Origin of the sequence: Halorhodospira sp. 9622 (assembly GCF_022228025.1) — a bacterium.
GTDB lineage: Bacteria > Pseudomonadota > Gammaproteobacteria > Nitrococcales > Halorhodospiraceae > Halorhodospira > Halorhodospira halophila_A.
On sequence record NZ_JAJNRE010000020.1, the window covers coordinates 14,179 to 40,159 of the forward strand.

Annotated in this window: 43 protein-coding genes; 14 read left to right on the forward strand and 29 right to left on the reverse strand. The window is 66.5% G+C overall.

Annotated features, from left to right (window positions below):
* Positions 1-47 precede the first annotated feature (47 nt).
* The 7 genes from LRG07_RS10690 to LRG07_RS10720 all read right to left on the reverse strand — a co-directional run bounded on the left by LRG07_RS10690 (position 48) and on the right by LRG07_RS10720 (position 6,172).
* Positions 48-407, reverse strand: a complete 360-nt coding sequence (locus tag LRG07_RS10690) for a head decoration protein (RefSeq protein ID WP_238642326.1) — start codon at positions 405-407, stop codon at positions 48-50.
* Between the two features lie 12 nt (positions 408-419).
* Entirely contained in the window at positions 420-1,577 is a 1,158-nt protein-coding gene (locus tag LRG07_RS10695; RefSeq protein ID WP_238642327.1) for a S49 family peptidase, read from the reverse strand.
* Positions 1,567-3,057, reverse strand: coding sequence for a phage portal protein (locus LRG07_RS10700; RefSeq protein ID WP_238642328.1), 1,491 nt, complete (start codon positions 3,055-3,057; stop codon positions 1,567-1,569). Before LRG07_RS10700 ends, LRG07_RS10695 begins: the two co-directional genes overlap by 11 nt.
* Positions 3,054-3,269: a gpW family protein gene (locus tag LRG07_RS10705; protein ID WP_238642329.1), complete on the reverse strand. Its 216-nt coding sequence runs from the start codon at positions 3,267-3,269 to the stop codon at positions 3,054-3,056. Before LRG07_RS10705 ends, LRG07_RS10700 begins: the two co-directional genes overlap by 4 nt.
* An 8-nt stretch (positions 3,270-3,277) precedes the next feature.
* On the reverse strand, positions 3,278-5,284 hold the full coding sequence (locus LRG07_RS10710) for a phage terminase large subunit family protein (RefSeq protein WP_238642330.1): 2,007 nt from the start codon (positions 5,282-5,284) through the stop codon (positions 3,278-3,280).
* A complete protein-coding gene (locus LRG07_RS10715) occupies positions 5,268-5,768 on the reverse strand; it encodes a DUF1441 family protein (RefSeq protein WP_238642331.1) in 501 nt (166 codons plus the stop codon). The genes LRG07_RS10710 and LRG07_RS10715 overlap by 17 nt, the downstream gene beginning before the upstream one ends.
* 179 nt (positions 5,769-5,947) lie before the next feature.
* Positions 5,948-6,172 carry a hypothetical protein gene (locus LRG07_RS10720; protein ID WP_238642332.1) on the reverse strand — a complete coding sequence of 75 codons (225 nt, stop codon included), beginning with the start codon at positions 6,170-6,172 and terminating at the stop codon, positions 5,948-5,950.
* Positions 6,173-6,232: 60 nt separating this feature from the next.
* Here LRG07_RS10720 and LRG07_RS10725 point away from each other — a divergent pair, with 60 nt between their 5' ends.
* A complete protein-coding gene (locus LRG07_RS10725) occupies positions 6,233-6,394 on the forward strand; it encodes a superinfection immunity protein (protein WP_238642333.1) in 162 nt (53 codons plus the stop codon).
* 4 nt (positions 6,395-6,398) lie between these two features.
* Here LRG07_RS10725 and LRG07_RS10730 read toward each other — a convergent pair whose 3' ends face one another.
* The 13 genes from LRG07_RS10730 to LRG07_RS10785 all read right to left on the reverse strand — a co-directional run bounded on the left by LRG07_RS10730 (position 6,399) and on the right by LRG07_RS10785 (position 11,773).
* Complete coding sequence (locus LRG07_RS10730) at positions 6,399-6,704, reverse strand: hypothetical protein (protein WP_238642334.1); 306 nt, start codon at positions 6,702-6,704, stop codon at positions 6,399-6,401.
* A 10-nt stretch (positions 6,705-6,714) separates the two neighbouring features.
* On the reverse strand, positions 6,715-7,005 hold the full coding sequence (locus LRG07_RS10735) for a hypothetical protein (RefSeq protein WP_238642335.1): 291 nt from the start codon (positions 7,003-7,005) through the stop codon (positions 6,715-6,717).
* A complete protein-coding gene (locus tag LRG07_RS10740) occupies positions 7,005-7,274 on the reverse strand; it encodes a hypothetical protein (RefSeq protein WP_238642336.1) in 270 nt (89 codons plus the stop codon). Before LRG07_RS10740 ends, LRG07_RS10735 begins: the two co-directional genes overlap by 1 nt.
* Complete coding sequence (locus LRG07_RS10745; RefSeq protein WP_238642337.1) at positions 7,271-7,492, reverse strand: hypothetical protein; 222 nt, start codon at positions 7,490-7,492, stop codon at positions 7,271-7,273. The genes LRG07_RS10740 and LRG07_RS10745 overlap by 4 nt, the downstream gene beginning before the upstream one ends.
* A complete protein-coding gene (locus tag LRG07_RS13950; protein ID WP_255773274.1) occupies positions 7,489-7,614 on the reverse strand; it encodes a hypothetical protein in 126 nt (41 codons plus the stop codon). Before LRG07_RS13950 ends, LRG07_RS10745 begins: the two co-directional genes overlap by 4 nt.
* A complete protein-coding gene (locus LRG07_RS10750) occupies positions 7,614-8,042 on the reverse strand; it encodes a D-Ala-D-Ala carboxypeptidase family metallohydrolase (protein ID WP_238642338.1) in 429 nt (142 codons plus the stop codon). The genes LRG07_RS13950 and LRG07_RS10750 overlap by 1 nt, the downstream gene beginning before the upstream one ends.
* 217 nt (positions 8,043-8,259) lie before the next feature.
* Positions 8,260-8,709 (reverse strand): hypothetical protein, encoded by a 450-nt coding sequence (locus tag LRG07_RS10755; RefSeq protein ID WP_238642339.1) that lies wholly within the window; start codon positions 8,707-8,709, stop codon positions 8,260-8,262.
* Between the two features lie 37 nt (positions 8,710-8,746).
* Positions 8,747-9,229, reverse strand: coding sequence for a helix-turn-helix domain-containing protein (locus LRG07_RS10760; RefSeq protein ID WP_238642340.1), 483 nt, complete (start codon positions 9,227-9,229; stop codon positions 8,747-8,749).
* A 4-nt stretch (positions 9,230-9,233) separates the two neighbouring features.
* Positions 9,234-9,602 (reverse strand): hypothetical protein, encoded by a 369-nt coding sequence (locus tag LRG07_RS10765; RefSeq protein ID WP_238642341.1) that lies wholly within the window; start codon positions 9,600-9,602, stop codon positions 9,234-9,236.
* A 461-nt stretch (positions 9,603-10,063) separates the two neighbouring features.
* Entirely contained in the window at positions 10,064-10,612 is a 549-nt protein-coding gene (locus LRG07_RS10770) for a hypothetical protein (RefSeq protein ID WP_238642342.1), read from the reverse strand.
* On the reverse strand, positions 10,609-10,995 hold the full coding sequence (locus tag LRG07_RS10775) for a RusA family crossover junction endodeoxyribonuclease (RefSeq protein WP_238642343.1): 387 nt from the start codon (positions 10,993-10,995) through the stop codon (positions 10,609-10,611). The genes LRG07_RS10770 and LRG07_RS10775 overlap by 4 nt, the downstream gene beginning before the upstream one ends.
* Positions 10,986-11,315: a nuclease domain-containing protein gene (locus tag LRG07_RS10780; protein ID WP_238642344.1), complete on the reverse strand. Its 330-nt coding sequence runs from the start codon at positions 11,313-11,315 to the stop codon at positions 10,986-10,988. Before LRG07_RS10780 ends, LRG07_RS10775 begins: the two co-directional genes overlap by 10 nt.
* The gene (locus tag LRG07_RS10785; protein WP_238642345.1) at positions 11,315-11,773 is read right to left on the reverse strand and encodes a hypothetical protein; all 459 of its coding nucleotides are present in this window, start codon (positions 11,771-11,773) and stop codon (positions 11,315-11,317) included. The genes LRG07_RS10780 and LRG07_RS10785 overlap by 1 nt, the downstream gene beginning before the upstream one ends.
* 201 nt (positions 11,774-11,974) lie before the next feature.
* Here LRG07_RS10785 and LRG07_RS10790 point away from each other — a divergent pair, with 201 nt between their 5' ends.
* Positions 11,975-12,478 (forward strand): DUF2335 domain-containing protein, encoded by a 504-nt coding sequence (locus LRG07_RS10790; protein ID WP_238642346.1) that lies wholly within the window; start codon positions 11,975-11,977, stop codon positions 12,476-12,478.
* A 374-nt stretch (positions 12,479-12,852) separates the two neighbouring features.
* On the opposite strand, the gene LRG07_RS10795 is transcribed toward LRG07_RS10790, so the two are convergent.
* The 8 genes from LRG07_RS10795 to LRG07_RS10830 all read right to left on the reverse strand — a co-directional run bounded on the left by LRG07_RS10795 (position 12,853) and on the right by LRG07_RS10830 (position 17,873).
* Complete coding sequence (locus LRG07_RS10795) at positions 12,853-13,272, reverse strand: hypothetical protein (protein WP_238642347.1); 420 nt, start codon at positions 13,270-13,272, stop codon at positions 12,853-12,855.
* Positions 13,272-13,751: a hypothetical protein gene (locus LRG07_RS10800; protein ID WP_238642348.1), complete on the reverse strand. Its 480-nt coding sequence runs from the start codon at positions 13,749-13,751 to the stop codon at positions 13,272-13,274. Before LRG07_RS10800 ends, LRG07_RS10795 begins: the two co-directional genes overlap by 1 nt.
* The gene (locus LRG07_RS10805; protein ID WP_238642349.1) at positions 13,751-14,497 is read right to left on the reverse strand and encodes a hypothetical protein; all 747 of its coding nucleotides are present in this window, start codon (positions 14,495-14,497) and stop codon (positions 13,751-13,753) included. Before LRG07_RS10805 ends, LRG07_RS10800 begins: the two co-directional genes overlap by 1 nt.
* Entirely contained in the window at positions 14,494-15,465 is a 972-nt protein-coding gene (locus LRG07_RS10810; RefSeq protein ID WP_238642350.1) for a hypothetical protein, read from the reverse strand. The genes LRG07_RS10805 and LRG07_RS10810 overlap by 4 nt, the downstream gene beginning before the upstream one ends.
* A complete protein-coding gene (locus LRG07_RS10815; protein WP_238642351.1) occupies positions 15,465-16,085 on the reverse strand; it encodes a hypothetical protein in 621 nt (206 codons plus the stop codon). The genes LRG07_RS10810 and LRG07_RS10815 overlap by 1 nt, the downstream gene beginning before the upstream one ends.
* Positions 16,086-16,399: 314 nt before the next feature.
* Positions 16,400-16,930, reverse strand: coding sequence for a hypothetical protein (locus tag LRG07_RS10820; RefSeq protein WP_238642352.1), 531 nt, complete (start codon positions 16,928-16,930; stop codon positions 16,400-16,402).
* 160 nt (positions 16,931-17,090) lie between these two features.
* Positions 17,091-17,300 carry a hypothetical protein gene (locus tag LRG07_RS10825; RefSeq protein WP_238642353.1) on the reverse strand — a complete coding sequence of 70 codons (210 nt, stop codon included), beginning with the start codon at positions 17,298-17,300 and terminating at the stop codon, positions 17,091-17,093.
* A gap of 345 nt (positions 17,301-17,645) precedes the next feature.
* Entirely contained in the window at positions 17,646-17,873 is a 228-nt protein-coding gene (locus LRG07_RS10830; RefSeq protein WP_370641534.1) for a transcriptional regulator, read from the reverse strand.
* 82 nt (positions 17,874-17,955) lie between these two features.
* Between LRG07_RS10830 and LRG07_RS10835 the strand changes: the two genes are divergently transcribed.
* The gene (locus tag LRG07_RS10835) at positions 17,956-18,645 is read left to right on the forward strand and encodes an XRE family transcriptional regulator (RefSeq protein WP_255773276.1); all 690 of its coding nucleotides are present in this window, start codon (positions 17,956-17,958) and stop codon (positions 18,643-18,645) included.
* Between the two features lie 29 nt (positions 18,646-18,674).
* On the forward strand, positions 18,675-19,670 hold the full coding sequence (locus LRG07_RS10840) for a beta family protein (protein WP_238642355.1): 996 nt from the start codon (positions 18,675-18,677) through the stop codon (positions 19,668-19,670).
* Here the strand turns inward: LRG07_RS10840 and LRG07_RS10845 are convergent.
* The gene (locus LRG07_RS10845; protein WP_238642356.1) at positions 19,647-20,225 is read right to left on the reverse strand and encodes a sce7726 family protein; all 579 of its coding nucleotides are present in this window, start codon (positions 20,223-20,225) and stop codon (positions 19,647-19,649) included. The genes LRG07_RS10840 and LRG07_RS10845 overlap by 24 nt on opposite strands.
* A gap of 458 nt (positions 20,226-20,683) precedes the next feature.
* On the opposite strand from LRG07_RS10845, the gene LRG07_RS10850 reads away from it, so the two are divergent.
* The 10 genes from LRG07_RS10850 to LRG07_RS10895 all read left to right on the forward strand — a co-directional run bounded on the left by LRG07_RS10850 (position 20,684) and on the right by LRG07_RS10895 (position 25,907).
* Positions 20,684-20,914 (forward strand): hypothetical protein, encoded by a 231-nt coding sequence (locus tag LRG07_RS10850; RefSeq protein WP_238642357.1) that lies wholly within the window; start codon positions 20,684-20,686, stop codon positions 20,912-20,914.
* An 82-nt stretch (positions 20,915-20,996) separates the two neighbouring features.
* A complete protein-coding gene (locus LRG07_RS10855; protein WP_238642358.1) occupies positions 20,997-21,197 on the forward strand; it encodes a hypothetical protein in 201 nt (66 codons plus the stop codon).
* Positions 21,194-21,703, forward strand: coding sequence for a hypothetical protein (locus LRG07_RS10860; RefSeq protein WP_238642359.1), 510 nt, complete (start codon positions 21,194-21,196; stop codon positions 21,701-21,703). The genes LRG07_RS10855 and LRG07_RS10860 overlap by 4 nt, the downstream gene beginning before the upstream one ends.
* On the forward strand, positions 21,700-21,999 hold the full coding sequence (locus LRG07_RS10865; RefSeq protein WP_238642360.1) for a hypothetical protein: 300 nt from the start codon (positions 21,700-21,702) through the stop codon (positions 21,997-21,999). The genes LRG07_RS10860 and LRG07_RS10865 overlap by 4 nt, the downstream gene beginning before the upstream one ends.
* Positions 22,000-22,007: 8 nt before the next feature.
* Complete coding sequence (locus tag LRG07_RS10870) at positions 22,008-22,283, forward strand: hypothetical protein (protein ID WP_238642361.1); 276 nt, start codon at positions 22,008-22,010, stop codon at positions 22,281-22,283.
* Between the two features lie 3 nt (positions 22,284-22,286).
* A complete protein-coding gene (locus LRG07_RS10875; protein ID WP_238642362.1) occupies positions 22,287-22,553 on the forward strand; it encodes a hypothetical protein in 267 nt (88 codons plus the stop codon).
* 9 nt (positions 22,554-22,562) lie between these two features.
* A complete protein-coding gene (locus LRG07_RS10880; protein ID WP_238642363.1) occupies positions 22,563-23,036 on the forward strand; it encodes a hypothetical protein in 474 nt (157 codons plus the stop codon).
* Positions 23,037-23,060: 24 nt separating this feature from the next.
* The gene (locus LRG07_RS10885) at positions 23,061-23,810 is read left to right on the forward strand and encodes a recombinase RecT (protein ID WP_238642364.1); all 750 of its coding nucleotides are present in this window, start codon (positions 23,061-23,063) and stop codon (positions 23,808-23,810) included.
* Entirely contained in the window at positions 23,810-25,408 is a 1,599-nt protein-coding gene (locus tag LRG07_RS10890; RefSeq protein WP_238642365.1) for a YqaJ viral recombinase family protein, read from the forward strand. Before LRG07_RS10885 ends, LRG07_RS10890 begins: the two co-directional genes overlap by 1 nt.
* Before the next feature lie 151 nt (positions 25,409-25,559).
* The gene (locus tag LRG07_RS10895) at positions 25,560-25,907 is read left to right on the forward strand and encodes a hypothetical protein (protein ID WP_238642366.1); all 348 of its coding nucleotides are present in this window, start codon (positions 25,560-25,562) and stop codon (positions 25,905-25,907) included.
* The last annotated feature ends 74 nt before the right edge of the window (positions 25,908-25,981 follow it).

Here is a 25,981-nt window from a genome sequence, read left to right on the forward strand (position 1 = left end):
AAAACCCGCCATGGGGCGGGTCACAGCATTCGCGGTTGTGGCCTCGTTCAGCGGACCTTGATACCTCGCTCAGCGAGCTTGCTCTTCGCGTCCGACTTCTTGTCGTCGCCGATCTCATCCGGCCAGATGAGCCCGGAGCCGCGGACCTCGGCGTCGCGGTCGATAACGACGCCCTCGACGTCATCATCCGCGGCGTCGACGTGATCCCAAGCGATGGCCGCGGCCTTCTCCGCCCCGGAGCTTGCGCTGGTATCGAGCGGGACGAACTTCCCGCCGCTGTTGAGCTTGCCGAGCACCATGCCCGGCTTGATGGTGTGGCCGGACTTGAACGTCACCGTCTGCCGCGAGCGCCGGCCGTTGGCCTCGCTGACGAGAAACTCCCCGGTGTGCTGCCCTTCGGTAAGCATGATGGTCCTCCGTTAGCGGATCTCGAACGCCTGCTCCCAGCTGCCGGCCGCCTGGCGGCCTGCATCCGTCGGCGCAAGCTGGTTGTCGATCGACTGCTGCTCGCCGGCAAGCAGATCGAACAGTCGCGAGCGGGCCGAATCCACACTCAGCCCCTCCTCGATCAGCGCGCTGGCCTGCTCCGCTCGCCCGGCCGTGGTGGCCACGGCCAGCACCTCCTGGCAGCGCTTGCGCTCGGCGCTGACCGCCTGCTCGACCGCCTCCCGCCGACCGGCTTCGTAGCCCTCGTTGCGGGCCTGCTCCAGGGCCTGCTCATCGAGCTGCGGCGTCTCGCTTGTGGACATGCTTCGTCCTCCTTGTTGGCTCTCGATCACCTCAACGGCCGGGCCGACCCGATCGGCCAGGCCCGCCGTCACCGCATCCGGGCCAAAGAACACCCCGGCCTCGGTTTGGCGCACCGCCTGCTCGCTGATCCCGCGGTTGGCGGCAACCAGTGCGACGAAGATCTCGTAGTGGCTCTCGATCGTCGCCTGCAGCCAGGACAGCGCTTCTTCCGACAGGGGGCGGTGCGGACTGAGGTCCGCCTTGCGCGCGCCGGCATAGACGTGCGTGACCACCCGTCCCTGCATCTCGTTCTCGCCGGAGCGATCGACGTGTGTGGCGATCACCCCGATCGACCCCACACCGGCGGTGCGCGGAACGACGATCTCATCGGCGGCCGAAGCGATGGCGTAGGCCGCCGAGAAGGCCGACTCGTTGGCCACGGCGGTCATCGGCTTCTCGCCCCGGCGGGCGGCGATGCGCTCGGCCAGATCCATCACCCCGGCCGCCTCGCCGCCGGGCGAGTCGATGTCGAAGACGATCCGCTCCACCGCCGGGTCGCCCATGGCCGCCTCGAACATTGCCTCCAGGCGCTGGTAGCTCATCAGCCCGGACAGGGCCTCGAGGCCGTGGCTGCGCTGGACCAGTGTCCCGTGGACGGGGATCACGGCCACGCCGTCGGCGACCTCGTAGCCGGCCTCGCGCCGGCGCTCGCCGGCCGCCTGGGCATCGACCGGCGGGGCGTCGAGCCCGAGCTTGGGGCCGAGGACCGAGAGGATCGTCTCGGCCTTGCCGGGTTCGATCATCAGCGGGGTGTTGAACACCCGCGCCGCGATGTGGCTATGACTCACGGCTGCCCTCCTCCTGCTCGCGCAGATAGTCCTGTGCCGTGCCCGAGCGCGCCGTGCGCCGGGCATCGGTGTCGAAGACCAAGCCGAGCTCGTCGGCGCGCTGCTGATCGGCGGCGATCTCGGCATCGATCTCTTCGGCGTCGAAGCCTTTCTCGCTGATCGCCTTCGAGCGGGAGCCGAGCCCGGCACGGATTTCCTCGATGTGTGCCTGCACGTCCTGGACGGGGTTGATGTAGAGCCAGGCCTGCGGCGTCCACTTCGCCCGCTGGATCGATCGACGGTTGTCCGCGTACTCCTGGGCCTCGAGCGGCAAGGCGCCGGCGGCAACCGCCGCGTCCATCCAGGCGCGCCAGACCGGGCGACAGAGCTGGTGAACGAGCAGGTGGTACTGGATGCGCTGGATCCGGCGGCGGAACTCCTGGAGCAGTACCCGCAGGGTCCGGTCGTTGACCCCGCGCATATCCCCGGTGAGCAGCTCGTAGAAGGTTCCGGCGCTGGTCGCCGCGGCCATCAGCTGCTGCCGGATGAACGGCTCGTAGGAACTGGAGACGTCCGCCGGCTCGGAGAACTTCACATCCTCCCCGGGGCCGAGCTCCTGCATCGTCCCTGGCTCCAGGGAGACCGTGGCAGTACCGTCCTCATCTTCACCCTGCGGCCGGACCGGGCTCGTCTCCGGGTCCTCATCTGGACGGACGATGAAGCCTGTGAACATCGCCGTGATCTTCTTGCGCGTGACCTCGGCGTCGTCGTACTCGCTGAGATCGCGCATCTTCACCAGGGCCTGGGTGAGCTCCGGCTCGCCGCGGATGGCCCCGGCGCGCAGCGGGTGGAAGATATGGCAGACCTCGCGGGCCGGGACCCGGCGCAGCTGTTGCCCGTCAGCGCGCCCCGGGTGTTCACCGGGGTGTTGCGGGTACATCCAGTAGGCGACACGCCGGCCGATCCGGTCGAACTCGACCCCGGCGCGGATCCGGTGACCACCGGGAAGCTCGCGCTCGTAGTCGGCCGGGACCTGCTCGGGCTCGATGACCTGAAGCTGCATCGGCACCGACAGTCCATCCCGGGTGCGCCGGTAGCGAAGGCGCACGAAACACTCCCCGGCCTCTTCGCGCTCGCGCTCGACGAGCTCCTGGAGCCCGTAGAAGTCGAGCGCGTGATCGGCATCAGCCTCCTGCGCCCAGTCGCCCCAGAGCTCCTGGATAAACTCGCGCAACTCGGGGTCGGCGACCTTGCTCATCGGCTTGAGACCGGTGCCGACGACGTTGGTCGTCGTCCGGTCGATCATCGCGTGCGGCCAGGGCTGATTGCGCACGGCATCGCGCGAGCGGGCACGCAGCAGCGCCAGCGAGGCGTTGCGCGCCTCGTTCGGCCCCCGCTCACCCGGATACCAGTTGCGCAGCCGCCGGCCGTGGCCGGCCGCCTCGTACGCCGCGCCGAGGGCGCGCAGTCCGCGCCAGACCTGTCGCAGCCCGCCGATCATCGCAGCCCCGGCTCGCTGTTGACTCGGACCGGGCGGCTGCGGCCCGGGCGGACCTGGCGGGCGATCTCCGCACGCAGCTGACGCAGCTGCGGCAGGTCCACCTCGGCCTTCTGCACGGTGCGGCCGTTGATGGTCACACGCGTGATCCGCTCGCCGAGGGCAAGATCGCGGATCGCTTGCTCGACGGCCTTGAGATCGTCCTCGGTGTACATCCGCCCTCCTAGATCAGTGAACTGCGGCTGACCCGCCCACGGCGCCGGGGCGCCGGGGCCTTCATCGCCCGCCGCTCGCTGGCGTCCATGACGTTGGTGTTCGTCTCCATCTCCTGCGCCCACGGCGGCGGGTTGTCCCAGCGGATCTGTCCACCCCGGATGAACAGCCACAGCCCGTGGACGTAGTAGGCAAGGTCGAAGGTCTCGTTGCGCCGCCCGGGGATGGGGTCCCAGCCCTTCTCGGTGCGTATCTCGGCGGTGAGCTCATCGGCATAGCGCTCAGCCAGCCAATCCGGGACGTGCACATACCCCGGCCCCGGGCTCTCGCGCTGCAGGTCCGAGTAGACGATGTCCTTGAGGACGTCGGAGTTGAGCTGCAGCAGCGGGACGTCCCCCCGCCCGCCGGTCTTGCGGTCCTTGCGCCCGCGCGAGTCGGGATAGGTCTCGCGGAAATGGTCCCGCCCCAGGCGCTGCCCCTTGACCAGGCGCACCCGCCGGCCGAGACCGAGATGGCGGATCTGGCGCCACCACTCGTAGGCGCGCTGCGAGGCGCCGGCCTCGCCGCCGTGGTCGACGGCCACCCGATGGACCTGGAGCTCGCGCCCGTCACCGAGGCGGTAGGTGGCCTGGGCGACCTTCTCGGTGACCAGCTCCCAGTCCTCGATCCGCGAGGCCGGCTGCACGTCGGGGATCGCGTAGCGGTCAACGATCCACTTCTCGCCACCCACCCCGTAACCCCAGACGCCAACCTCGAAGCGGTTGTTCTGCACGTCCACCGCAGCCAGCAGAACGCGCACGCCTTCGGGGACATGAAACCGCGACCAGGACTCGGCCCGGGCGAGCAGATAGCTGCCGTCGCGGGTGTCCTGCAGCTGCGCCTGGTAGATATAGGGCGCAGCCATATCGGTGTTCACCGAGGACTTCAGCGGCTCCTCATCCCCGGTGTTCTCCAACGTCTGGTAGGCCATGAGGTAGTTCGAGACGATCGAGCGCCACGGCTGGAAGGCGGCGAACCACCCGGGCATCCAGAAGCTTGCCCGCCGGCTGCGCACCGGATCCCCAACCACACGGCCGTCGCTGAGCACTTCCTGGCCCTCGCGCAGCCACAGCCCGTCGCGCTTGAACCGCCGCTCGGCGTCCTGGTGGATCAGGCAGCCGTTGGCCGTGCAGATCAGCGCGGCGTTCTCGGCGCGGTGATCGACCGAGCCCTCCTCAGGCACGGTTACCGCCTCGATGCCGGCGGCAGGCATGAAGTACTCGCCGCACTCCGGGCAGCGGCCGTAGAGCCGGCGCCGGTCCCCGGTGTTGTAGAGCCCGAGGATCCCGTCGGTCGGCGGCGCCTCGTGCGGGCTCTGCGGCCGCCACTTTGGGTCGCGCACCGGGCGCGAGGGCGAGGACTCGGCGACGGTCATCCCGCGCGAGAGGAAAGTGGTCGTGCGCTTTCGCGCCAGATCGAACGGCGAGCCCTCGCCGCCGACATCCGGCGGCATGCGATCGTAGTCGGTCAGCGCCATGCGCCCGATCGCCTTGCCCGCGAGCTGGTTCTTCGTCGGCCAGCCGAGCGAGAGGATCATCCCGCTCGAGAAGGTCTTGTCGTGGGTGTTGTCCCCCTGACCGACGCGCAGCCTCGCACGCAGATCCGGAGAGGCGTCGATCATCCGATCGATCCGCCGGCGCGAGTAATCACGCGCCGTCTCCTGTGCGGTCTGGACGATCATCATGTCGCCGGGGTCACAGACGACGCTGTGCGCGACCCAGTTCTCGATGAGCGCGGCTGTCTTTGCGCTCTGTGCGGGACCGACGAAGATCACAGCCTCGTAGCGCCGGTCGGTCAGACAGCGGGCCGGCTCGACCATGTACCAGGGCAGATCATTGCTCCACGGGCCCTGGTAGCCGCCGGGGATATCGAGCATCACGTGCCGCTCGGCGGCATCCGGCACCGAGAGCCGCTGCGGGGGCCGGGCGATCTCAGCGACCTCGGCGAGCAGTGCCGTGGCGCTAGCCGTCTTCGTCATCGCTGCCTCCGAGCTCGGTGTAAAGCTGACGGCGCACGCGATCGACCGTGGCCTCGATGACCCGCGCCTGCTCCGGGTTCAGTCCGGCATCGCGCTCGACGAGATCGGTCAGGGTCTCGAGCGCAAGCATCATGGACTTGAGCGCCTCGGACCACGCCTGCCGCGCCTCCTCGGCCGGGATCAGCCGCCCGAGGCTCTTCTCGTACTCGAGGCGCTTGATCTCCGAGGCGTACCAGCGGTCGCGATCCGAGGGCGTCATCTCCTCCGGGTCGGCGCTCGATGCGCCGGCGGACTCGCCGTAGAGCGCCGGGCCGGCCTCGCGGAAGTGATAGACCGGGTGGCCGTTTTTCATGCCGGCCGGCTGCACGCCGTTGAGGCGCTTGGTGATCGTCTCGCGAGCCATGCCGGTGACCTGGGAGAGGCGGTTGATCGAGAACAGGTTGGCGTCCCCGATCTGCGCCGGTGAGGGCATCCGTCTTGCCACGGTCGACTCGTCCTCAGATCCGATAACTCAATGATTTACAAGGGAATGATGTTGTAGAGCCATGCCGGCTGAAAAAGTTCGCGAATTCCGCGCTTCTGAGCACCCGCGGAAGTCCTTGATTTTGCAGGGCCCCCGGATTTTCGCCGATGGCTCACCCAACTCGTTTATTACACCCCCAATCAATGCTTTGCGAGCTTTCGTTGCTCCACATCGCTGTCCATAGCGACCTGCTCCGCCAAAGCCGCCTTGAGAACAACGATTTCACCGAGGAGCAACCGCCCGGGCTCGCCGAGCACCATCGACGCGGCCTCGGTGCCGTGTTCATACCCGATGACCAGGCCATCGAGCTCACCGCGCTCAAGCGCATCGGCGATCTCGCGCAGCGCCTCGGCTTCTTCGTGCATGCGCATGTCCTCCGCTGGACCTGCCGCCGTGTCGGTGCGCGGCGGCAGTCTGGCCGGGCAATGGAAGGGCCGATCTTTCTGCTGATCTACTTCACGCCGTCGCTGTGGGCCGTGCTCGACGGCCACGCGGATGCCGGCGCGATCCTGGTGGTCAACGCCCTGCTTGGCTGGACGTTGATCGGCTGGGTTGTGGCGTTCGCCTGGGCGCTGAAACGCTCGTAGGCGCCTACTCCTCGACGGCCTCGAGGATCCGCTCGTGCTCGTCGAGCCGCTCGGCCTGCTCGTGCATCTGCTCCTGGATGTGATCAAGCTCGGAGTTGATCACCTCCATCTCGTGGTCGTACTCCGCCGGGGAGGGCATCGCCTGCATCTGCTCGGCGACCTCGGTCATCTGGTGCTGAAGCACGGCCTGCTCGCTGAGGATCGTCTGCGTGGAGTGGCCGATCCAGATCAGCAGCGCAGCCACGACCGGCCCACCGATAGCGATCATCCAGCGATCGAGCTTGGTGACCTGCTCGTCGGTCTTGGTCATCGGCTACTCCCTAGTCGACGTCCTCGTGCGTGGTGCGGATCAGCCGCTCCAGCCGGGCGATGTGCGCCTCCAGGACGGCGTCGCGCTCGGCCAGTGCGCGGTAGGCGTCGTCGCTGAGGCACTCGAGCTCACCGGCAGCCACCGTGGGCACGTCCGGCCGGGGCGGGACCGGGACCGGCTCCTGGACGTAGACCTCGCGCTCGGGGAGCGCACACCCCGGCAGAGTGGGGAACAGGGCCACGGCCAGCGTGGTGACGATCAGACCCACTGCGGCAGTGAGAAGATCGCGCGGATCCATCATCAGACCCCGTCCTCGAACCGGTCGCGGCCCTCAGCCTCCCGGGCCTGCTGTCTGGCCTCCTCGGTGCGCTTCTCGCCCTCCCGGTCGGCGTCGGCGATCGCTTCGCGCTGCTCGGCGCGCTCTTCGGCCTGGTCGGCCCGACGCCCCTCGCGCTCGGCCTCGTCGCGGGCGGTGTCGCGCTGCCGGCGGAACACGGCCGCAGCCACGCCCAGGGCGGCCAGCGCACCGGCGCCAGCCCAGGCCACCCACCTGCGGATGGTCTCGATCATCGCCCACTCCTCGCATTACCGATCGCCTCCATGGCAGCCGGGGCCGTGAACGCCACCACCTGGATGGTCAGCGTCCAGTAGACGGCCGGGGGGTACTCGTGCCCCAGTAGCGGCTCAGCGGCCATCGCCGCCATGTAGGCCGCCATGGCCAGCAGCGCCAGAACCCAGCGCCGCGCCCACAGCTGGTCCGGGTCGGAAGGCTTGATGCGCTCACTCACCAGATGATCCTCGCTGCGATTGCGCCGATGCTCAGCCACGCACCCGTGGCCCAGGCCGCCCCCTCGAGGCGGCCCTTGATGCGCTGGACCTGCTCGGCGGTCTTCATCGATTTCCCCAGCATCAGTAGTCGAACTCCACGCGGTCGTGGCCGTATGCGGCTCTGAGGTCCAGGTGCAGGAATGAGCTGTGGTAGCCGATGGACCAGTCCCGCTCACGGGCCACGGGGATCAGCCGCTCCCGGTAGTCGGCGTCGCCCTCCGCGTCGGCGGCCACATCCACCGCGGCGCAGCCATCGACGAGACCGCCTTCGGTCAGGTGCAGGCTCTCCTCGGCCCCGCCGACGTCGGCGTTGTGCTCCGGGGAGCGGCAGGCGCTGGTGATGATCATCGCCGCTGCGGACTGGGCCTCGTCCGCACCCATGCCGTCGCGCACGTAGGCGAGCGTCAGCGCATCTCGTAGGCCCTGCAGGGCCGGGGCGAACCCATGGGCGAGCCGGAGCTCGCCGCTGCCTTGGCAGCGGAGCTCGTCTGCGGAAAAGTTCGGGAGCATGGTCTATCCTCTATGGATGCAGACCGACCGGAGACGGCGAAGGAGCAGGGACGGGGGCCAGGTCGGACTGCCTTGAACGCAAAAAACCCCACAGGGCGGACCGTGTGGGGCTTTTTTGGGGGCCATGCGCGGATGCCGTTAGCCCGGCTGCGGTACAAGTGGCCCGGGGCGCCTCGTAAGGCCTCTACCGGCTGGCACTCAGTTCCATGGCGACTAACTAGCTGCGGTGAGCGTCGTCCCCGCCTTCTGCTTCCTCGTCCGGCTCAACCTTGAACATGGGCAAGACAATTTTCGGGAGGCGCATCCTGTAAGTCATGGCATGCACATACTCCCGCCAGTAAGGCCAGACATGGAAGAGTGCATTTTTCCGCGCGAACACGGCTAGCGCCTCACCATCTTCCGCGAGCGAGTTCACAGCCTCGTAATCAGCAACAAACACCGCATCAATCTCGGCGCAGACCTGATCGCCCTCTTCGCTCCCTTCAGCCTCTTCGTTGGACCGAACAAGCCGAACACCCGCGCTCACACGAAACCGGACAAATTCCCGGTCACCTTCCACCAGTATATCCACATTCGATTCCGGGGACTGGCGTACCTGGACACTGATCCCTTTGGAATCTCCACTAAGGCTAAACCCCTCCTGAACCTTGGCGGATGTATCCTCCATGAAAACATCCCTAATAGCCAGGCTTTCTGTGGCTCTTTCAAGGGCTCGATGGTCCGACATTTTTATATGCTCCGATACTATCCAGTGAGGCCTTCCAGGAAGCGGGTGGCTGCCGAAGATTCAGCGACTTCTTTTTCTTCTTATTGGAGACATCATCAACCAGTAAATTCGAAAGCCGCTCTTCGTCGACGTACATGCTAATGCACTTGGCATTCTTAGCAGCACCGCGCAGGCCCTCTTCTGCCACGCTTCGCCGCAAGCGGACATCAACATCGACACCCAAAAAGTGACCGATATCCGCAAGGGTACGGAGCGTCATATTTCTAGACCCAGTCAGCACCTGAGTAATATTCGAGCGGCTAGTGCCCATGCGCTCCGCCAGCTGGGCGCGAGTAACACTTTGGCGCTCCATCTCTTCGCAGATGTCGGCCGTCACCTTGGCGATCAAACTCTCCTGATTATGGAGGCGCCGATTCTCCTCGGACTCTTCGAGCCATTCATCGAGCAGCGTACGTGCCATAGCCCTATTTCCCCTCAATCTTTTGGCGCTCCGCCTTGACCCGATCAAGGTCTTGCTTGAGAGCCTTATCCTGTTTCTTCATTACCGCATGAGCGATGATGAATAATTTTTTGCCTTTACTGTCCGAGGTAAACCACCCATAGGCCCGCAAACCGCAATGAGCTTTAACCGCCTGGATGCCATCGCCCTCTCTGCTCAACGCCTTGGGAATTGGAAGATGATCTCGGTCTGCCAAGGTTTGAAGCCTTGCGATCAGCTGAGCCTCGCACTGACTCTGGTTGCCCGGCACTTGTGCACGCGCCTGCTGCCAAGCCTTCCAAGCCGCGTCTGTAGCGCGTATGTCCGACTTCTTTCCCTCGTAGAGCGTGCGCATCGGGCGACCTTTGTTTATATACATCTTAACTTACCGCGCGCAAGGGCCGCTTGTCACCTCCCTTGGCCGGCTTGTGCCCAGGCACCCACCGGACATTGCGACGCTTCATAGCCCCGCAGCTGACACCCCAACGGAGCCTCAGCGCGACGAGCCCGGGCGGGTGGGCACTACCTCATCCCCGCCATACCTGGCAAGGCCAGTCGGAGGATGCGCTGCTCGTGGCAAGGTCTATGAAAGTGGCGCAAGGTCTCGGGCACTCCGGAACGGCGCGGTGAACCGGGGCACCACCGCTCCCCGCTCGAACGCCGGGAGATCAGCCTCGGCCAGACCAAAACCGCCGATGCTGCAACACCCCGGCCCCCAACGCAAAAGCCCCTGAGCGCGATGGCACCCAGGGGCGGAGGAGGACCTACGGGGCGGCTACGGGCCGTTCGTCGTTACCACCCCAAGATGGGTTTATCTTAGGCCGCTTCTTCCCCACATGTCAATGTCTTGCGCACGTCATTGAGCCCTGATGCCTCCCAGCGGCTGATGAGCTGCTCAACGGTTTGCTGGCGTGGCTCCCAACGCGCCTTATGCCGCATATTGAGCCCCGCAAGGCGTGCACACTGCAGCCACTTCTCCCGGGTCACCTCAGAGGTTCGGCGCTGACCATCCATCGCACGCTCGATATAGACCGACATGGCGGCGGTGACGAACTCGGGCAGCTTCTTGCTCCGGCAGTCATGCGCAACGGCCACGGCCTCCTGGAGGCGCCCCCTGACCCGATGAGCCGTCTCAAGCCCCACATACCCCGGGCAGGCATAGGCGACGAGTAGCCAGTCCCGCACCGCCGGCTCCTGGCGGTCCACCGCAGCGAGCACCTGTCCGCAGTCGATGCCGTGGGCCACATGGCCGCTGGTATGGCTGTACCCACTGCCGCGATTGCCGCTGCCGATATCATCTCCGGCCTCCCAGCCCATCTGCGTTGCCAGGGCGATAGCCACGCGCGCGCTCACCGTCTGGATCACCCGCTCACCTCCTCAATCCGCACAATGACCCGCCCGCCGTGCTCCACGCCGCGGCGCAGGATGTGGAGCTCATCGATCTGGCTGTCGTCGGCGTAGACGCCGGCATGCTCGAGCGAGTCGAGCACCGCCTTGGCGAAGTTGTCGCAATCGCGCCGGCGCCGATCCGGCGGATAGGCCTCAATGGTCACCTCGAGCCGCGCCCCGTCCTGGGCACGACGCATCATCGCCGGCCGCCCCTCGGCGAGGGCTTCAACAACGGCCGAGGCCACCTCCCCGCGGTACTCGCGCCCACGCCGAGAGATCAACGAGCGCACGCCGCCGCCTTTCGGGACGTGGCGCCAATAGGTATTCACGCTCGGTGGCCAGGGCAACGTCAGCTCCATACGCCCTCCAACTGGATCACTCCTTCGTCAATGAGCCTCCGCCACGTCCGCTTGAGCCCGCGGTGGAAGAGCTCCCGTTTCTCGGCATCCGGCGCCGACCCCTCATCGAGCCAGCGGTGGCAGGCCGCACACGCCCGGGCATGGAAAATGTCGTCGGCCTTCTGCCCGGCGGCTTTGCCGTCCTCGGACCAGTTCGAGTGAGCGGCCACGGTCGTCTCGGTCCCGCCTTGGCACACTCCCGGCACGCGCAGCTCGCAGGGCCGGCCCCGGGCTGAGTCCAAGAGCCTGCGGTTGCGGATGGGCCGACGCTTGAGCCCCATCAGGCCGCCTCCTCCGGCCACCCGTAAGTGGCCGCGTGCTCCCCAGGCGCCGGCAGGTGTACGCCCTGCTCGGCGGCCATGGCCGAGATCATCTCGAGGTACTGGTTGAACTCCGCTGTGGTGAGGCCCGTAGTCGTCGGCTCGCCCTCGCGCAGGATCTCGCCGGTGAACGGGTCGACGACCAACTCGGGCTCCAGGAACTCCCACTTGAGCCAGCGGTGCATCGCCTGGGAGGACACCCCGCAATGCTCGGCCAGCGGGCGAACGTAGGCGCTCCAATAGAGCCGGTTCTGCTCAAGCGAGCGCCGGCGCCGGTACTCGCCGATGACGACCTCTACCGGGGCGCCACCCTCACGCTTGAGCCGCTCGCACACCTGCCGTAGGGTCCGGGCGCAGCGCTCGGCCACCGGCCAGCCGGCCCCAGGGTCCTCGGGGCGGATGACGAAGCGCTCGCTCATGGCTTTGCCAGCCCCGGCTGTGTGCTAGCCTGACTCCTCGCAATGTCGTCAGGCGCATACCCCGGCCCAACCTGCGGCCCATGCCGGGCAAGGAGATCATCCGGGTCCGGCCGGGCTTCACCGCCGATCGCAGAGCAATGCGCGGGGATTTCGACCCCTTCACCCGAGGAACTCGAACGCGGAAACGGGGAGGCCCGCCCCATGGCACCGAATAACCAGTCCGGCAAAGACCGCTCCGCGGGCATGGGCCGGAATGGAGACCCGGGGGACGGCCTGCTCCGGGACCGGGCGATGTTGCGCCGGGACTTCGAGCGCGCGCTGGAGCGCGTGCTCGGTGACGAGGCGCCGCTGGTGACGTATGTCGACGGCTGGCCCTCCGCGACCACCTTCAAACGCTGTGAGCGAATCCGGCCGGGCTCCGCCCGCGAGATCCTGGAGGCCATGAAGGAAGAGCAAGCCCGGCGCCACGCGCGGGACCACCGCATGCTTGAGAGCCGGCGGGAACAGGTCGAGCGTGCAGGCTCACCGCTCATCGACTCCCTTCTTACCACCACGGCATTTGGCTTTCTGGCCGCCGGCACCGGGGCCGCCTTGGCCGGCTGGCCCTGGTACAGCGCTTTCATCGCCTGGCTGGCGATTCCCCCGGCCCTAATGCTCGTGAGAAGAGCCCGACGCCTTACGCCTATACGCTTCCCCAGATGGTGAGGGGCACCGAACTCAGGCCTGCCGACAAAACCCATCACCAAGCCACCAATCACCCCGGGCACGCACCGCTCACTCCGGCCTTGCATGTCCAGCCCGACGCCCCGCACTGCCTGCGGGCCAACGAACGAGCGACGGCAAAACGCCCCTTCCATTGGAAAAACACCTCGTGCTAAGTAGGGCATTCCGTTCGCAACATCAAGCGGAGGCTTGACCATGGCTACAACAGGACGTACCGGTCAGACCTGCCAACAATCGGGGATCTACAAGAGCTCCTGCGCTTGCAGCACCCAGATTGCTCTATCCGAGGGAGAGACATTCCCGCCGTGTCGAAGTCATGGCGAGGTACGCTGGACACTGATCCGCCCCACGAAAAACTAGGCATCGTCCCAGTACGCCCCCGTGTTGCGATCCTCATGCGCCTGGATCGCGCACGGGGCATACCCGAACAACAACCCCCTGGCCCGATCCGCCTGCCGACTCGGCGCGTGATACTCCACCCAGCGGTAGAACTCGACGACCCAGGGCTGCCGAGCGTAGCCGTAGTCGAGCACCCCACCCGGGACGGGCAACACGAAGGAGATCACCTTCTCGCTCTCGTAGATCTGGGTTCGAGCTGACTCCAGCAGGTGGTAAAGGCGGATCCGCACCGACTCATCGGCATCCGCGCACCGGCCCAGTAACGCCATTGGCCGGACACCCAGCGCTACCAGGCACGCTGACTCGCGGCGCAGCTCAAACGGGATCTCGGGCGCCCCAAACTCATCGGCCGCCGGTATCTGTTCGATATCACCCATCACGCCACCTCCCGGCGCCGCGGCCAGAGCTCCTCCACCCGTGCCCGGATCCGCTCCCCGAGCTCGGCGCCATGGCTCTGGCGATACCGCGCGAGCATGGCCCGGCGCTCCTCGCGGCTGCCGGTGTGGATGATCCGCTCGGCGGCATCCTCGACCAGGCAGTCCCGGCGGTAGTCCTCCTCGCGGTACTCGGCCGGCCACCAGGACACGCCGGTCCGCCCTGTCTGCGGATCCCGGACCTGCGAGCCGCGGACCACGGTGCCGGCGGTCTCGCACTCCGGCAGCCGCCGGCCGAGCATGTACCGATCCAACCCGCTGCGCCGGGCGAGCTCCGCAGATGTCACGCCCGGGTGGGCTCGCACCGCCTCAGCGGCCTGCCGTTGCTGCGCCGCCCGACGCCCCGAGGCAGTGACCACCTCCTCGGCCTCGTGGCTCGAATCCGGGTCGTGCTTGCGTGTTGCCGGGGTCTGGACATCCATCACGCTGCACCCTCCTGCTCTTCGAGTTCGGCCAGCTGGCGCTGACGCTCCGCTTCGATCGCCTCCTGCCGGTGCCCGCTTGCCCGGCCCCTACCCCCGCCGACGGCCTCCCGGAGCTCACGCAGCCGCTGCGCCGGGTATTCCCGCTCGCCACCGTTGGTGAGCAGCCCGGCCACCGGGGCCGCCTCGGGGGCAGGGAGATGACGCCGGGCCTGCTCGGCGCTGAGCAGCCCCTGCTCGGTGGCCCGCTCCAGCGCCTCGCGCCGCGCCGCCGGGTCGTGGCCGAGCGAGATCGCCGGCTGCGGGGCCCGACCCGCCTCCACCGCAGCGCGGACCAGGCGGTTGTACGACTCCCGGAACGCCACCCGGGCGCCGACCTCATCGCCGTCGAGGTAGATCGCCTGCGCAGCCTCGTGCCAGGCCTGTTGCGCCTCCTGCGAGCGCCAGATCACGGTCTCGCGCTCGTCGACCGCGGCGATCGCCTGCGCCCAGGCCTGCTCGGCCGACGGCCACTGGCTGAGATACGCCGACTGGATGGCGGCGATGACATCCGCCGGTTTCGGGGCGAAGCGCCCGCGCTCCGGGTCCTGGATGTGCCGCGAAAGCCCACCCCGGACCTCCTCGAATGCGTAGTCGCTGAGCGCCTGCCACCACAGCTGCAGCGCCTGCTTGGACAGGGCCTTGTCGTAGAGCTCCATGGTCGCCTGCAGCGACTCGGCGAACGGCTGACGGTCCTCGGCGTTCATGCGTCCTCCTCCAGGAAGGCCTGGACGGCGGCGGCGTTGCGCTGCGTGGCCTTGCCGCCGGTGATGGCGTGCAGGCGGGGCTGGTCCCGCTCGATCTCGTCGTTCCAGCGCTCCTGGGTGAGATAGGTCGTGGGGTTGGGAACGTAGCCGGCGACCCACTTGCGATCCGACCCGGCGCGCAGCTGGACGTCGGCGATGAGCTCGTCGGCCCGCGCGTCGAGGCGCTTGGCCTTCCACTTCTCCCGAGCCGGCTTCTTGCCGACCTTCTTCGGGTAGACGGCCCACCAATCCTCGAAGCGCTGGTCCCGGCGCTCGGCGGCGCGGGGCCGGTCACACACACCCTCGCCGGCGGCGGGGCGGGCACCGGTGTCGCCGGCGCCATCGAACGTGTGTGTGTCCCCCACACACTCTCCGGATATCCGGACCTCCGGAGGTGTGTTGCTCCTTGCACTGCCGCAAGGGGTTGCTCCGGGGTTGGCGCTGGGGTTCTCCCCGGTGTTGCCCATCGCGTGGAAACCCGCGTCGGTATGGGGCTCAGCCCGGTTTACCGGGGTGTCGTCCGCCGGGGTGTTCCTCCGGGGTTGTTCCGGGGTTGCTCCGGGGTTGTTCCTCGTCGAGCCACACTGATCCGTATCCGCGAGCGGACAGTGAAAAACGAGGCCCCGGTCGCCGGTCTTCACCCACTCGACCCAGCCCGCGCGCTCGATCTCACGCAGTAGCCCACGCAGCTGCTCCCGGCTGTAGCGCACCTCGGCCCGGTGCGACCCGGCCGGCGGGATGTACTCCAGCGCCTCGCGCAGCTGCTGGTAGCTGATCACCCGGCGCCGACCGGCCGTGCCCGAGGCGTAGTCCATGGCCGGACGGATCACGAGCAGATAGACCAGCTTGGCGGCGTGCGAGACGCGGGAGGCCATCTCCCCGCGGGTGAGGGCCTCGAGCTCGTCCTGGTTGAGCTTGATCGCACTCATCACCCGGTCTCCTGCGGGTAGTGAACGACGTTGCTCGCGCCCGAAGCGCCGGCGGTTCTTCGATCGGCCCGCTCGATCAGCGCCTGGATGTTCGCCTGCAGCACCCGCGCCTGGCGCTGGAGCTCGGGCAGATCCGCGGCGTCCTGGGGCCCGAGCTCGCCGCCGTTGGCCAGCATCTGTCCGGCCACCGTGGAGAGCTGCCCGAACTCGCGGGCCAGGTCACCGAGGCAGCAGTAGTCCCCGCTGGCATCCAGCGGGCGACGGATCGAGCCCCACAGGCCGAGCCGCCACCCGAGCTCGCGCCGGCACTCGGTGCGCTCCGGCTCCGGGAGGGCCTCAACCACCGCCTCCTCCAGGTCGACCGGCATCCGGGCTGTGGCCTCCGGGTCGAACCAGCGGAAGACGTGCTTCCGGTTGGTGGCCAGGGCCCTCGAGGGCGAGGCACTCGCCTCCGGGTCGTGGAAGTGCAGGCAGCGCATCGGCTGCGGGACAAGGCGCTCGAACTGCATGCGCACCTCGTCGGCGTAGCTCTCCTGGGTCATCACCCCGCGGGCGATCGCCTCGCGGATGTACCGGTAGATGACCTCCGAGCGGGGGTGTTCGTGTACCTCAGAGGACATGGCTCCCTCCCTTGGCCGGCGTCAGAGTGTTGTTATGGCGAAAGTGCGCAGGGGCACGGTCATGGATGGAGAGGGGCGCGACCTTCCCGCTACGCTTGCTGGTGCCACCCATACGAGCGAGAGGAAGGAGGCCCCTCATGCGCCTGTTGCTCAGAGGCAAGAACCTCGCGCTAGTCCGGGAGCAGGAAGTCCCGGACGGGCCCATCCCGCGGGCAGGGGACAAGGTCACCATCCCCGCGGAACTCGCCGAGCAGGAGTTCCAGGGCTGCTCCGAGTTCATAGTCGAGCGCGTCGAGTATCGGCTCACGGATTCCTCACTGATCCCGGTCGTGGACTGCCGGGTCACGGCCGTCGAGGAATGGAGACGGGAGACCCTGATCAACGAGGGTTGGCTGTAGGCTCGATAGCAGCTGCTCCATCCGCCGGTCGAGGCCTTCCAGCTGCTTCACCAGGCCAGACCCGGGGGCGTTGCTGCGTGCGTTTCGAAGAGCCATGCGGATACCCGAGTGCCCATCGAGAAGGTTGGTCAGCACTCGCTGGACCTGGCGGGCATCCCATGGCTCGCCCCGGAAACCAGCCGCACGCGGACGGAACGCCATTAGCCCTGACCGCTGTTCGCCTATCGCATGCAGGCCAGGGCTGTGCTCACTGCTCATCCGTTGGCCGCCGAGCACCGCCTGCGCCGCCTGATACGCGCGGGCCACCTCCTGGACGATCTCGTGGAGCGGCCGGTCATCGCCGTCGGCCCGGATGTCCCGGGCGACATGGACCAGCTCCAGGGCCCTGTCGGTATCCGGCTGCACCTGGTCGAGCCCCGGATTGGCTTCACTGCTCTGCTCTTTCATGGCTCTTCCCTCATGGCTGTAAAAAGCGCCGGCCGGTGTCGGACCAGGCTCGGCGAACGACGCCGGGGCGTCGGGAGGAGACCCAGACCCACAACCCCGGAGCGGGGACAACCGCTTACGGCAGAAGGCGTCGAGGAGCGTGAAGCCCATGCGATACGCCTCACCCATTGCTCGCAGCGAGCAGCGCCGCAAGGTGGCGGCGCGCGTTGTCGTCCAAGTCGACCAACGCCACCTCCTTGCCTTTCGCTACGATCGCCAACTGGGCGCGCCCGTCGCCGAAGTCTCGGACCAGGACGTTGGTGAAACCGACTTCAGCGACGGACACACCAGCTGGGAGCAACTGGCACTTGGGGGTGGCTATGTCTTCCATTGGGGACCTCCTCTCTCTCCTCGATCGGTGGCCGGAGTGGGCCCGCATCCGCCAAGCCCCGGATCGGATCGACCAGCTCGAGAAACGAGTCGCCGAACTAGAAAGCCAGCTGCAGGGCCCATCACCTGCCCCAGGTCACCCATGCCCGAGCTGCGGCCTGCCCAGCTTCCGAGTAAGCGACTCCCGGTCGAGCTCCGGCCCGTTTGGCGACCTGGGCGCGCTAGAGCGCACGTACACGTGCGGCGAGTGCGGCTTTTCGGAGACCCATCTCGTGCCCCCCTCTTAGAATCTCGGTGTGCCACCCGGGCCCAGCGAACGACGCCGTGGCGCCGGGAGGAGACCCTGTTAAGCGGCGTGGTCGGACTTGAGCTCGCCGAACACGTCAGGCCGGAGCTCCGCCCGCGTGACGGCGCCATTCGTCGCCAGCTCAATGGCCGCGCAGCGCTCGGCCGGGACGCGTCCGCGCATGAACCAGTTCGAAACGGTCGACTGCCTCACGCCGATTGCCTGCGCCAGTTCCGTTACCGACCCAACCGCGTCTGCCGCTCTCTTGAGTGAGTTCATTTCGCCCATGCGCTTAGAAAATCACGATACGTGTTCTACGTCAACACGCTTCGTTGCCAAGCCGCATCACGCGACGTGTTGTACTCAAGTCATGTCAATTGGGAAGCGGATCAAAGAGGCGCGTGAACGCCTTTCCGACACGCTGGGGAGCAAGGTGACCCAGCGCGGCCTAGCCAAGATGTGCGGCTGGGAAGAGTCACAGTCTCGGGTCGGTAACTACGAGCGTGACGCCCGAACACCGTCATACAAGGACATATTGACGATCGCTACAGTCACCGGGGTTCGCCCCGAGTGGCTCCAGTTCGGCACCGGCGACCGCGAGCCGATCTCTTCCTCAGGCGGTCATGAGCACGAGAACGTCTGCCCGGGTCCGGAGCCGGCGCGTGCGATCCCAGAGATCAGCTGGGTGCAGGCCGGGCACTGGCACGAGGCCATCGACCTGCACCACCCTGGGGACGCCGACCATTGGCACTTCACCACGAAGAACGTGGGCCCCAACGCCTTCTACCTGCGCGTCGAGGGCGACTCAATGGTGGCGCCATACGGGCGGGGCTACCCACCCGGCTGCCTGATCCTGGTTGACCCGGACACAGCACCGGACGTGGGGCGGCGTGTTGTCGCGCGGCACGTCGAGACCTTCGACGTGACGTTCAAGGAACTCGCGCGCGATGCCGGCCAGTACTACCTCAAGCCCCTGAATCCGCAGTACGAGACGCTGAAGATCGACGGCGAGTGGGAGGTAATTGGCGTAGTTAGAGAAACGATCGTCCAGGAAGACTAGGAGTTACAGCAACCAAAGGAGAAGCATGGATGGCCATCTATCGACCGATACTACGAAGCAAGGCAGGAGAAATAGACGCCTTATCCCAGCTTTCTAAACCCTCATCCCAAAAGGTTGAACCAATTTTTGCGCTTGTCCCCTCCCCCTCTCAGACTTTTGCGGCACGCTTAATTGACGCCTGGAAGGGGCGGACAGCTTTTGTACATGGCGGATATCACTATGAATCCAGTGGATCCGCTGAATACAGCAGACAAGTACTATCTGAACTCGGTGACGGCGGGGTTAAGATTGCACCGGCATTCACAATTAAAGACGACCCAGAGTACCTACGCGCAACAATACCTTTTGTAAATGCGTACACAGATCGATCTGCGCTAATCGTCACACCCAACGAAATCCAAGATGCGGAGCGATGGATCAGTGACCACGGGATCCCGAAGGGCAGCGTGGACATAGTTATTGATTTAGGGTGTGTACAGCCGGAGCATGCCTCGCTTCTTGAAAGCACGATTCCGGTTTTACTAAGGGAGCATATGGGTTACAGGCCCGCCTGGAGGTCGATAACGATAAGCGGTTATTCGTCCCCCTTCGACATGGGAGGTTTTCCACGCGGTAAGTCCACTATTGATCGGCTTGAATGGCGAATTTGGAATGCGATCTTACCTCGGCTGGACTGGACGCCTGATTACAGTGACCGGGGCCCGGCATCCGCACAGCTAGAGGACCCCCCTGGAGAAGCGATGGCGCGAGCGACCGTAAGCGTTCGCTATGCCCTCCCTGATAGCTGGATAATACTGAAAGGACACCCAACATCCGGAGAGTCCGGAGTTCTGATGAGCACCCAATATCTTGATCATGCCAAAACCCTGTCATCTGATCCGGATTTCAACAAACTTCCATACTGCTGGGCCGATGAGCAGATTCGGCTTATTGCAGAAGAAGAACAGAAAACTGGGAACAGGACCACTTGGGCTGCGATAATGATTAACCGACACCTTGAGCTAGTCGGAAACACAATTCCGTAACCAGCCGGATCTTTTCTTTAGGGACTCACGGACCTCGTGGCAAATTGTTTCAAGGGTCAATGATTCCGCCATTCTAGAGTAGATAAGCTCGGCTCTTTTGCTTTTTACGCCACGCTCGATGCCGTGCCTGACAAGGATGTCAAGCGCTTCGTCCCTCCACAGGAGACGCGCTACCTGTATCGAATCAATGCCAGGGTTTATGCCTGAACCTCGTTCTTCATAAAGCCTAACATGCCCGTCTTGCATCTCGGCTGCCAAGACGCCCCACCACTCTGGGATGCAGGACAGGGCTTTCGATAAGTGACGACTCGCGCTAACGAGCGTCACTCGGTCAAACACCTGATTGTATAATTCAGCCTGCTTCGGGAGCCGCTCAAGCGTGTCTCTCTCGCTCTTAAGTTCGAAAGCAGACAGCTCTCCATTGATGACTGCGACATCAACCCTGACGGAGCCCGACCACACCCCCATCTCTTCGACAACGCGAGTCCTTGGATCTCCTTGGTAGAGACCTCTTAGCTTATCTCGCACTGCCTGTCGAACTTCCAATTCGCGCATGGTGCGAAGTGTACCGCAGTGTGGCCACGGATCCGACCCGTTGCCCGCCGCCGTTAAACCAGAGCACTGCCGCCCCAAGTGCGTCCCCGGGCGCCTCGCCGCGTTAGCTCTCCCCGGGCAAGACCGTCCTGGTTGCCTCCATCCCCAGCCAGACCCCCCGCCCCATCCGCGACTCCGAAGTAACCGCCGCCCTCTAAGACCCCGATACCACCCCTGAGCCCGCACCTCATCGGGCGCCCGCGCTGTTGATCCGCTCTCGCCGCCCCCTCCTCGCTCCCGACACAGGCCCGCCCATGGCGCGCGCGGGCTGGCAGCGGACTTAGTACAGGCGTTGGCCCCGGGCAAGGCGCCCTCCATACACGCGCGTGCAATCACGGTACGTGTTGACTTCGAAACACGTACCGTGATCTCCTTTGCTTAAAGCGTAGCCCCGAGACAAGCATACGGAGATCAAACCCATGCACCACGCCCGAATCCGCCTTTACCGCGCCCTGCTCCCACGCGCCACCCGCATCGCCGAGGAGGCCCAGGGCCGGTCCAGGTTGACCTTCGCTGGCAACGGCCAGGACATCGGCGTCTACGACGCTGACACCCGGGAGTGCCTTGGGCGCGTCGCCAATTCCGGCGAAGCCCGAAACGTACTCGAGATCCACCAGGACCTCCGCCTCGGCGAACTGGATACGGCGTGATCCGCGACGCAGTCCAGGCCGCCGCGGCAGTGGCGGCGCTATTAGCACTGATGAGTCTCGAGCAGGCGCTGGGAGGTTAGGAGTGCAACCGAAGGACGTAACCAGCCTGGTGGATCGCCTTGAGCGTGCGGCTGAGGCCGGCCGCAGCGAGGGCATAGAAGCAGAGATCGCCAAGGCCCACCACCTGCGCTGGGCGCTGATAGACACGCTCACCCGGCCTGACATGCCTTCTGCGCGCCAGAGGCTGCTCGAGCTTGTCACCCACTTGGAGGACAGATCATGAACCGCAGACGCGACTGGATCGCGGCTGGCCTGCGGGCAGACCGCGCCACCGAAGCGCTAGGACAGCCACGGGGATTTAGAGACGCGGCGCCGTCTTGGCGGAAGGCCGATGAACAGATGGACCCGAGCGCCGCAGGCTGGGCAGTAGTAGGTATCGGTCTGCGGGCGACGCTGCTGAAGCTGGAGCGTGGACTTCTGACTGCGCTCCATACAGTTAGCGCAAAGGTACGGGCCCGGGGGCTTGTTCTCATCGGACGCGCCCTCTCTGGCGTAAACCCCAGTCCCCGGATCGGCCCAGTAGAACCGAAATCCCGACACATCCTCCTGAAGCTGGCGAAGCTCAACGACCCGCTTCTCCGCTTCTTCCTGCGCCTTGCGAATCGCCTCGAGCTGCTCGAGCAGCGCGAGCTTCTACTTCTGGCGCGCGGCAAGCTCCTGCTGGGGGCCGCCGTGGCGCGCCACCTCGACACCGGACCCTGCGCCCACGCCAAGGAGGCCTTCTCATGACCACGCTGATCGACTTCGCCGCCGAGGCGGCCCGCCGGGGGCGCCACCTACGGGTGGTCGACGGCGCCCTGACCCAAGCACCGGTAGTCGACCACCGGAGCCGGGAATCTGCCGCGCTGGCCCGCCTCTACCAACGGCTGCGCTTTCTCCGCGCCCCGCGACCAATCTGCGTCCAGGCGGAGGAAGCCGCGCGTGAGGCCGTGCGCACCGGCGCCACGCCGGAGCAGGCCTACCAGCTTGGTGTTACCGAGGCCCTCAGTTTGATGGATGACGACCGCGGCCCCGGCGCTGCGTAGGAGGAACGATGCAACCGATGATCGACGACCAGAGACCGGCCCGGCAGGCCGCCGAGCTCCAGGCCCACGAGCATGAGGTCGAACGCCTGCGCGAGGCGCTGATGGCCTACTACGTCTGCGGCGAGCGCTGTCATCACCAGTACCGCATGACCCTGGTGTCCCTGACCCTCGCCGAGACCGTCGATAACGCGCTCAGCCAGGCCCAGTCGCTCGACGAGGCGCGACAGATGCTGCGCAACGCCCGGGCCTATGTCGCCCGGCAGATCCGACTGCGGGAGGTCTGAGCCATGAGCGAGACCCGTCTTCGCAACCTCGCCGACCGGTATTCCGAGCGCGCCCAGGCCGGCGAGCACGATGCCGAATTGCTCCACCACCTCATCGCTGACTGCGGCGACGGCGCCGAGCTGATGGCCGTGCTCCGCAACGCCGCCGAGGCCGGTCACCCCCGCGCGCGTGCCCTCTGGCACCGCGCCCTCGCCTCCTGGTCCCGACAGAAAGCGCAGGGCCGGGTCGAATCCAACCGCCGTCAGCAGAACATGCGCGACGCGCTTTAGGAGGGCCGCATGGACATCATCACCGACCGCCTCATGCTCCCGCTCCACACCGAGTTCGATGTCGATGCCGGCGTCTGGGTACTCAAGAACGATGCCGAGGAGGTCCTTGCCTGGGTCGAGGACGAGCAGACCGCGCGGGATCTCGCCCACCTCGGGGACATCGAGCGCAATGCCTTCGCCGAACTGGCCAGCGTCTATGACCGCCTGGCCCGTCGGCTGCGCAGAACCGGCGGCGAGCCCGCACCAGTGCTCAATCTCAAGGTGGCGCTACAAGGCGCCCTGCGACCGATCGAGGAATACGCCAAGGAGCTCCACGAGCGGGCTCACCGCAAACAGGCCGAGGCCGACGAGATCGTGCGCCAGGCCCAGGCACGCGTGAACCGCTACGAAACCGCCCTGGTCACCGAGCGCATCCGACGCGAACGACTGCAGGAGCGCGCCCTGGAGCTCGAGGCCAAGCTCGAGCAGGGCCGCGTCGCCTGACCCACACCCGAACGGAGGTTTCCGATGAACACCGAGATGACGCAAAGCAGCGCCCAGGCATTCAGCCTGACGCCGAAGAGCCTCGACGAGGCGATGAAGTACGCCGACCTGATCGCCAACTCCGAGGTGGTCCCGCAGGACTACCGGGGCAAGCCCGGCAATGTCCTGGTGGCCATGCAGATGGGCATGGAGCTTGGCCTGCAACCGATCCAGGCCCTGCAGGGGATCGCCGTGATCAACGGCCGCCCCTGCGTCTGGGGCGACAGCCTGATTGCCATCGTCCGCGGCCACCCAAGCTGCGAGTACATTCGTGAAGAGTGGGACGACTCCACCTGGACGGCCACCTGCCGCGTTAAGCGCAGGGGCGAGGAGGAGCAGGTGCGCACCTTCGGCCACCAGGATGCCCAGGCCGCCGGGCTGACCGGCAAGAAAGGTCCGTGGCAGGACTACCCCAAGCGCATGATCCAGATGCGCGCCCGCGGCTTCGCCCTGCGCGATGTCTTCCCGGACGCTTTGCGCGGCATCGCCGTCGCCGAGGAGGTCCGGGACATCCCCGAGAAGGATGTCACCCCGGAGCCGGCCAACGAGCCCGAGCAACTGCCGGCCTACCCTCAGGACCGGTTCGAGGAGAATCTCCCTAAGTGGCAGCAGGCCATTCAGGGCGGGCGGATCAGCGTCGAGGAGGTGATCGCCAAGGCATCCAGCTCCTACCAGCTCACCGATGAGCAGGCCGAGCGGATCCGCCAATGCCAACCGATCGAAGGGGGTGAGTGATGGAAGTTCTCGATCTTGTGCAAGGCACCCCGGAATGGAACCGCCTGAGAGCGAGCCATTACAACGCCAGCGAGGCGCCGGCGGTGATGGGCGTCGGGCCGATCCCGCGATCGGACCTGCTCAGTCACAAGGCGTCCGGCACCGAGCAGGCGTTCAGCGACTGGGCGCAGAAGAACCTGCTCGACAAGGGGCACGCCGATGAGGAAGCGGCCCGGCCCATCGCCGAGAAGATCATCGGCGAGGAGCTCTTCCGCGCCACTGTACGCTCGCACATCGACGGGCTACCGCTGCTCGCCAGCTGCGATGGGCTGACGATGCTCAACGACGTGGTCTGGGAGCACAAGTCCTGGAACCAGGCCAAGGCGGAGCAGGTGCGGGCCGGCCAGGTGCCCGATGAGCACGTCTGGCAGCTCGAGCAGCAGCTGATGATCACCGGAGCCGACCGGGCCCTGTTTATGCTCTCGGACGGGACCGAGGATAACTGTATCTGGTGCTGGTACGAGCCGGACCCGGAGAAGCAGCGGCTTCTCGTGCGCGCCTGGCACCAGTTCGACGAGGACCTGCGCGCCTACCAGCCGCGAGAGGACGGGCCCGAGGTAACCGGCTCCGCGCCCGGTGAGCTGCCGGCGCTGCACATCCAGATCACCGGGGGCGTCACCGCGTCGAACCTGAACGAGTTCAAGTCGCGCGCACTGGAGGTCTTCCAGGGCATCAAGACGGACCTGGCCACGGATCAGGACTTCGCGGATGCCGCCGAGACCGCGAAGTGGTGCAAGGAGATCGAGAAGCGCCTCGATGCCGCCAAGGAGCACGCGCTGTCCCAGACGCAGAGCATCGATGAGCTCTTCAAGGCCATCGACGAGATCCGGGAGCAGGCGCGCAAGACCCGCCTGGATCTCGACAAGAAGGTCGAGCACCGCAAGAAGGCCATCCGGCAGGAGATCATCGCCGAGTGCCAGAACGCCCTGGCCGAATCCGCCCGGGGGCACGAGGAAGAACTCGGGCTGCGCATCGAGCCAGAGGCCGACTTCGCCGGGGCGATCAAGGGCAAGAAGACGGTCAAGACCGTTCGCGACGCCGCCGAGCAGGAGCTGGCCGACGCCCGGCTGCGACTAGCCGAGGAGGCCGAACGCCTGCGCGCGAACCTGTCGCGGTTCCGCGACCTCACCGAGGACCACCCCACCCTGTTCCCGGACTGGGCCGACCTCATCCGCAAGCCGGGCGACGACATGGAGGCCGCCATCAAGGCCCGGATCGCCGAGCACCAGGAGCGCCGGCGACAGGAGGCTGAGCAGGAGCGGGCTCGCCAAGCGGAGCGGCGACAGGCTGAGCAGGAGGCGCAGCACGAGGCCGCACCGCCCGTCCACCAGGAGCCCGACGTCAGCGACACCGGCGAGACCACCGAGGCCGGGTGGGACGTGCCGCCGGAGACCGGCGCCGCCAACGCACTGCCAACGCAGTGGACCGTGGCCGTCACTCTGCAAGCCCCCGCCAAGATGACCCGGGCCGCAATCGAGCGGGTCGTCCGGGACGGAGCATCTCAAGCCGGCCAAGTTGTTTCGGTATCCGCTGACCGTGCAGAGCAGGAGGCGGCGTAGCCATGCGGCGCATCAGAACCACAACACGGGCAGTCCGCTTTGCGCTCCAGCTGCGCCGGGCGGGCCTGCCCTGGAGGCAGTGCATCTACTTCGCCTGGGCATCGACGGGCATGCATCAGGCCGCGCCCGAGCGCATACACACGGAGGGCGCATGAGAGCCCCTGCGTCCATTGAGCGCGAAATCGCCCTACAGGAGGACCGGCTCGCGGGCCTGCGCATGGAGTTGGCGCGGGCCCGCCGCAGCGAGGCCCTGGCGGCCGCTTCCCGTCGGCGCCACCAGGAGGTGATGCAGAAGGTCCTCGAGCGCATGGAGGCCGGCTGGTGGGTCTCCGGGGACCGGCGCCTCTGGTGGCACTCACCGGATCAAACCCTCGTCGAGCCGGCCAACGCGGATGACCTGCAGGCCCTAGATACGTTGGCCAAGCATGCCGTGGTCGCCCGGGAGACGGTGCGGCGGAAGGTATCAAGCGTGACCACCCAGATTGGCCATGGCCAATGACCACCGTGGTGGCCATATGATCAGACCCAGCCGGGTGCAGGTCCACTCAGCGCCCCTCTCGCTCCCACTCCTTC